Genomic DNA, 6,223 nt, shown 5'->3' with positions numbered 1-6,223 from the left:
AGCCTTACCTATTTAGCACTACCTAAATTCTCATTTCAATTGGCTATATGCCGTTTAGTTTTGCAATTAATCGTAGTAAATTATTTTAATTGCAAATTTTTTATCATATGATTTCCTAACATAAAAAACAGATTTAGAGTTATATAAAAACGGCTTTTATAAAAAAAAATAAAGATTTAAACAAAAAATGCGTATTAAATTTTCTTATTAAAAAATATTTGATTGTTTTAATATGTTTTGTACGAGATCTGGCTTTACTGCAATAAAAAGTAAAATACTTTTAAAATTAGCTGATTGCTACGTTTAAAAACGTGAAAGCATAGTTAAAAAAACGAACATGAAAAAAAATTAAAAAATATGTTGAAGTTTTAACTGAAATATATAGGATAAATTGGAGGGAATTATGACAATTAATCTTAGCATTGACAATCCCTGTGAGGTTATTATCGGTTCTCTTAACATTCTTAATTCTTGGGATCAACTTTACAAAGATGTCCAAATTGACAGTAAAACAGGCCTTTCTTCTTCCCCCCCTTCTGTAACTAAGGCTGCTACGAAAAGGTTTTTTGACAATATTGGCGCACCCTCTTCCTATTCTAAGGTAAAGTTTTTAAGCGATATGGATATCCAAATGTTTGCCTTTTTTAATTTTAGCCTTTACAAATTTTATTTTTATCAAATCAAAGACCTTTCTGATTTCAATGATTCTACCCAATTATCACTACAACTTGACAAAACTAAACAGATTGCCGCTAAAGCCATTCAAGAATATCAAGCCTGTATGAAGCTTTTAGAAAAAGGCCTTGCTCGAGAAATGATCAGTTTTGTCCCGACTTTTATATTCGATTATTTCTGCAACTATGAATTTGTAAATATAACAAAAATAATTGAGCCAGATTTACTTGCTCCACCCAGTGAATATGCCGATTATTTAATTGATTTATTTCCTAAAGCAAAATTGGGAAATTTTTGTTTAATTGCTCAAAAAGTACAGTATATTAAATTACCGTTTGAATCCTGGTCTATTATTGATTGTGCACAGCATGCAGAAAAGATGGTACCAGCGGAGGTTTTTGCGAGAGTTCATCATCGTGCGATGGAAGAAATCAAGTATTTACTTCATCAACATTTTGTTACTAAACTTGATAGAGAACTAATTGATGGATATTTTGATACATCCAAATTTTTTCAAATTCATAAAAAAAGGATAGAAGTGTATGAACAACATTAATTTGGCTAATCCTAACGCTTATTATCCAGAAATATTGCCACAAGAGCTATCAAGTTCTACAATTTCTTGTGAAAATCCTCATTATGTAATCGTGAAAGCTCCTCAACAAGAAAATCACATTTTATCAAAAACAACCCTTGTTATCCAACCGATCTTTAATTTTTTATTTCAAATGTTTGAATGCATGTGCCATTACGCTCGTTTATTGGCAAATGGGCTTATTTCAATAAAAACTAAATTAATAGGAATAGATCTCCATCTCCACTTCCATCTATTTACTGTTAATATTAATTATGATGTTTCCAACCCACAAAATATTTCTCCGAGCGGAATTTTGGCCTGCTAAATAGCAATGATATGTGTTTTATTTTGATGTGAGGAGAAAAGGTTGAAAATTAACGACTCAAAAAACTTTCTGATGCTTATGAGAATAACCCTTAAATTTTATAAGCATCTTTTCCTTTTTAGCAAACATCCTGAAACTACGGCCACTCTTTAAGTTTTTGTTTGAGTTGATCAAAAATCCTTTTATGTACCTAGTAGCTTAGATACTATTCTAGCCAAAGTATTTGTGGGAAATGTTTGCTAAATAATCAATGCAAGAAAGGAATTGACACGCATAAAATTGGGAAGGTCACCAATCAACTAGTTGGCCCAGTTAATTGATAAACATAGCAGGTATTTGCTAAACGTATTGAACTTTTAATGTTTCGTTTCGTTTAACGTTAGCGTCTGTTAAGCTTTGCTTTTCTTCGTCGGTAATACCTTTTTTCATCGCAACAACTCTAACAAAACTAGAAGGATCTTGGATATATTGAGCAAATGTCTTTACATCTGTCACTTGACTAATTTTTTGGAAGTTGCAAAGAGGTGCTCGATTATCTTTTATGAACTGTATAAAAGGAAGCATAGAAGTAACTTTGCTTGTTTGCGTCTGCCTATCTAAAACAATAGCTTCATTTAATCCATAGGTTGATACAATTGAATTTGCTTGCTCACTTGTCATCTTATCTAAATCTTTTTTTTGGAAAACTCCATAAAAAAGTCTAGCAGTCATTAAATTAATAGCGTTTTGAAGCTTCACTTTCTCTTGATCAAGATCTTGTTTAGCGGCTAAGGCTTCTCGTTTAGCGACTAAAACTTCTGCATGAATCTGCTTTTTCTGAACTCGTAGTTGTACTTCCCGTGCCTCAAGTTGTACCTTTTTTGCTTCAAGCTGCTTTAATTCTCGCAGATGACCGACATAGCTTTGAACATGGCTTCTTACTTGTACTTTAAGATCTACAGCTTCTTGTGCGTTTATAGGTACCCAAGTTTGAGTGCTTCCACAACTAATGCTGCTTGAAGAAGGTTCCATTAAAGTCTCTTTATTTAAATTGTAATTTTATTAGCTTGTTCAAGCTAAAACAGGTAAAATAGATCTATATTGGTAAAATTTAAGTAAAAGTTTATATTATTGATTGGTATAAAAGTTTTTATATTTATTAAATAAAAAGAGAAATAAGAAGCATTTATCGATCAACCGCCTTATTCAGCAATTGATCAATAAAGAATTAATGAATGACTAGACGTATGTCACTTTTAGGGTCGGTCTATTTGCGGCAACTGTAGCTAAACTGGCTTTTTCAGCAGCTGTAATACTATTTTTCATAATGACAGTTTGAACGGCACAAGAAGTATCTTGCAGATACTGAGCTAAATTTTTTACATCTGCCACTGTTGTAAAGAGTTTAAAGTTGCAAGAAGTCACTTCTGAATGCTCTTTTAAATATTGAATGAAAGGAGAAGTAGAAATCACGTGGCTAGCTCTCTTTTCTATTTCTAAATTAATAGCTTGATTCAAAGCATAGCGAGCCACTGTTTGGTTAGCTTGTGCAGGATCTAATTTTTTGCCAAAAGCAGCGCAGAAAAGCGATGCAATCATTATTGTTGTTTTTGAGTTAAGATTTTCTTTACTAATCCTGGCCTCTTCCCTACTAGCTTGAGCTATCTCTCGACTAGCTTGGGCTTTTTTCTCAGCAGCTTCGAGCTCTAATTGAGCTTGGGCTTGTTTTTGAACAAGACCAGTTTTTTCTTTAGCATGCTGGACATAAGATTGAGCATGCGTTCTAAGGATATCCTTAAGCTCATTCCTGAGCTGATCGAGACTTTCTTCAGAAACGAATAATTGAGTCCCGCCATAACTAATGTTGTTTGATGAAGGTTCTATTAAATTCTCCTTATTTCAATTGGCTATATGCCGTTTAGTTTTGCTATTAAATATAGTGAGTTATTTTAATTGCAAATTTTTTATCATATTATTTCCTAACATAAAAAACAGATTTAGAGTTATATAAAAACGGCTTTTATAAAAAAAATAAAGTTTTAAACAAAAAATGCGCATTAAATTTCCTTATTAAAAAATATTTGATTGTTTTAATGTGTTTTGTACGAGATCTAGCTTTACTGAAATAAAAAGTAAAATGCTCCTAAGTCAGCTGATTGTTGCGTTTAAAAATCGAAGTTAAAAAAACAACATAAAAAATAAAAAAATGTTGAACTTTTAACTAAAATATATAGGATGAATTGGAGGTAAATATGATAATTGATCTTTGTGTCAATTTTATTAGCTCAACTATAGAATATTGTAAAGATACCCAAACCGATAAGGAAGGTAACTCTTCTTGTCCTGATTCCGTAGTTAATGCTGCAGCCCAGAAATTTTTTAAAAATGTTGGCTCCCCTCCTTCAACTTTTTCTAAATGGGAGCTGCTAGAGGATATGTCAATGCAACTCCCTCTCTATCTCAGTTTTTGCTTTTACGAATTTTATTTTTATCAAAGTAAAGAATTTTCTGATCCAGAAGATTCTGATAATCAACTAGCAATAAAACTTGACAAAACTAAACAAATTGCTAATAAAGCAATTCAAGAATATTTAGCATGTATGAAACTAGTGGAAAAAGGCTTTGGTCGAGAAGCATTCAATTTTTTGCCTACTTGGATTTTGAATGGTGCCTATGGACATGAATTTGTGAGTATGCCAAAAATAAAAATGGAATCGCTTCCTCTACCAGAAGAATACGCAGATTGCTTGATTAATGAATGCCCTAAGGCAAAGCTAGAAAATTTTCGTTTAGTGATTGAAAAAGTGCGTAACATCGCTTTACCGTCTGATACCTGGGCTATTGTTGAATGCGAAAAACAGAAACATACATTGATACCACCTGAAATTTTTGCGAAAGTTCACCATCGTGCGTTAAAAGATATATCGCATTTATTTCGTCAATATGCTGATGATTATCATATTTACAAAGATGTAATAGACAAAAATTTTGAGACTCACGAATTTTTCCAAATTCATAAAAAAAGAGTAGAAGAGTATGAACAACATCAATTCAATTAATTCTAGCACTTGTCATTCAGATTCACTTTTGCAAAAATCATCGAAATTTGTAAATCGTAGTAGTTTTTCTCGACCCAATGAAGAAATTTTTTCTAAAAAGTTTTCTTCAGCTAGATTCGTCAATGTCATACAACCCATCTTTAAATTTTTATCTCAATTATTTGAATGTATTTATCATTATACCCGTCTATTAGCGAAAGGACTTATTTCAATAAAAACCAAACTTATCGGAATGGATCTCCATTTTCATTTATTTACTAAAGTTGTTAATGTGAATGTGTATCAAAGTTGTCGTCATCTAGAAAACCCTCATTCCGAAAATATGTGCTTGGTTAAATAATAAATGATACCCATTCTATGATGAAACATTTTCTTTGCCAATTTTTCATCTTTTTGTTGGATAGAGAGGGAACACTTCTATCATCCTAAGAATTTTTCGATGCTTATAAGAATAACCCTTAAACCTTATAAGCATCCTTTTCCTTTTCAATAAACATCCTGATCTGAAGCTACTGCCACTCTTTAAGGATTTGTTTTATATGTACCTGATAGCTTAGATACTACTGTAGCCGTAGAATTTATGGGAAATGTTTGCTAAATAATCAACGCAAGAAAGGAATTGACACAAACAAGATTGGAAAGGTCATCGACCAACTAGCTGACCCAGTTGATCGATAAAAATAATGAGTATTTACTAAACGTATTGAACTTTTAATGTTCCGTTTCGTTTAACAATAGCGTCTGTTAAGCTTTGCTTTTCTTCGTCGGTAATACCTATTTTCATCGCAACAACTCTGACAAAACTAGAAGGATCTTGAATATATTGAGCAAATGTTTTTATATCTGTTACTTGACTAATTTTTTGGAAATTGCAAAGAGGTGCTCGATTATCTTTTATGAACTGTATAAAAGGAAGCATAGAAGTAACTTTGCTTGTTTGCGTCTGCCTATCTAAAACAATAGCTTCATTTAATCCATAGGTTGATACAATTGAATTTGCTTGCTCACTTGTCATCTTATCTAAATCTTTTTTCTGGAAAACTCCATAAAAAAGTCTAGCAGTCATTAAATTAATAGCGTTTTGAAGCTTCACTTTTTCTTGATCAAGGTCTTGTTTAGCGACTAAAGCTTCTGCATGAATCTGCTTTTTCTGAGCTCGAAGTTGTACTTCCTGTGCCTCAAGTTTGACTTCCTGTGCCTCAAGTTGTGCTTTTTTTGCTTCAAGCTGTTTTAATTCTCGCAGATGACCGACATAGCTTTGAATATCTCCTTTTACTTTTAATTTAAGATCTGCAGCTTCTTGCGCGTTTATAGGTACCCAAGTTTGAGAACTTCCACAACTAATGCTGCTCGAAGAAGGTTCCATTAAAGTCTCCTTATTTTAATTGGCTATATGCCGTTTAGTTTTGCAATTAATCGTCGTAAATTATTTTAATTGCAAATTTTTTATCATATGATTTCCTAACATAAAAAAACAGATTTAGAGTTATACAAAAACGGCTTTTGTAAAAAAAATAAAGATTTAAACAAAAATGCGTATTAAATTTTATTATTAAAAAATATTTGATTGTTTTAATGTGTTTTGTACGAGATCTAGCTTTACTGCAA

General features: G+C 31.8%; 7 protein-coding genes. 4 read left to right on the top strand and 3 right to left on the bottom strand.

Annotated features, from left to right (window positions below; translation table 11 throughout):
• Positions 1-403: 403 nt before the first annotated feature.
• Together TY19_RS02805 and TY19_RS02800 are read left to right on the top strand one after the other, a co-directional pair.
• The gene (locus TY19_RS02805) at positions 404-1,231 is read left to right on the top strand and encodes a hypothetical protein (RefSeq protein WP_042279967.1); all 828 of its coding nucleotides are present in this window, start codon (positions 404-406) and stop codon (positions 1,229-1,231) included.
• Entirely contained in the window at positions 1,218-1,577 is a 360-nt protein-coding gene (locus TY19_RS02800) for a hypothetical protein (protein WP_042279966.1), read from the top strand. Before TY19_RS02805 ends, TY19_RS02800 begins: the two co-directional genes overlap by 14 nt.
• 339 nt (positions 1,578-1,916) lie before the next feature.
• Here the strand turns inward: TY19_RS02800 and TY19_RS02795 are convergent, their stop codons facing one another.
• Both TY19_RS02795 and TY19_RS02790 read right to left on the bottom strand, forming a co-directional pair.
• Positions 1,917-2,588 (bottom strand): hypothetical protein, encoded by a 672-nt coding sequence (locus TY19_RS02795; protein WP_042279964.1) that lies wholly within the window; start codon positions 2,586-2,588, stop codon positions 1,917-1,919.
• 207 nt (positions 2,589-2,795) lie between these two features.
• On the bottom strand, positions 2,796-3,155 hold the full coding sequence (locus TY19_RS02790; protein WP_042279962.1) for a hypothetical protein: 360 nt from the start codon (positions 3,153-3,155) through the stop codon (positions 2,796-2,798).
• Between the two features lie 653 nt (positions 3,156-3,808).
• Between TY19_RS02790 and TY19_RS02785 the strand changes: the two genes are divergently transcribed.
• A complete protein-coding gene (locus tag TY19_RS02785; protein ID WP_039360075.1) occupies positions 3,809-4,615 on the top strand; it encodes a hypothetical protein in 807 nt (268 codons plus the stop codon).
• A complete protein-coding gene (locus TY19_RS02780) occupies positions 4,593-4,955 on the top strand; it encodes a hypothetical protein (protein WP_039360078.1) in 363 nt (120 codons plus the stop codon). The genes TY19_RS02785 and TY19_RS02780 overlap by 23 nt, the downstream gene beginning before the upstream one ends.
• Positions 4,956-5,309: 354 nt before the next feature.
• Here TY19_RS02780 and TY19_RS02775 read toward each other — a convergent pair whose 3' ends face one another.
• Positions 5,310-5,981: a hypothetical protein gene (locus TY19_RS02775; protein WP_042279959.1), complete on the bottom strand. Its 672-nt coding sequence runs from the start codon at positions 5,979-5,981 to the stop codon at positions 5,310-5,312.
• Between the last annotated feature and the right edge of the window lie 242 nt (positions 5,982-6,223).

Source organism: Candidatus Protochlamydia sp. R18 (genome assembly GCF_000648255.1).
Taxonomy (GTDB): Bacteria; Chlamydiota; Chlamydiia; order Chlamydiales; family Parachlamydiaceae; genus Protochlamydia; species Protochlamydia amoebophila.
Note: the sequence above shows the minus strand (reverse complement) of the source record. Positions and strands in the feature narration are given on the sequence as shown.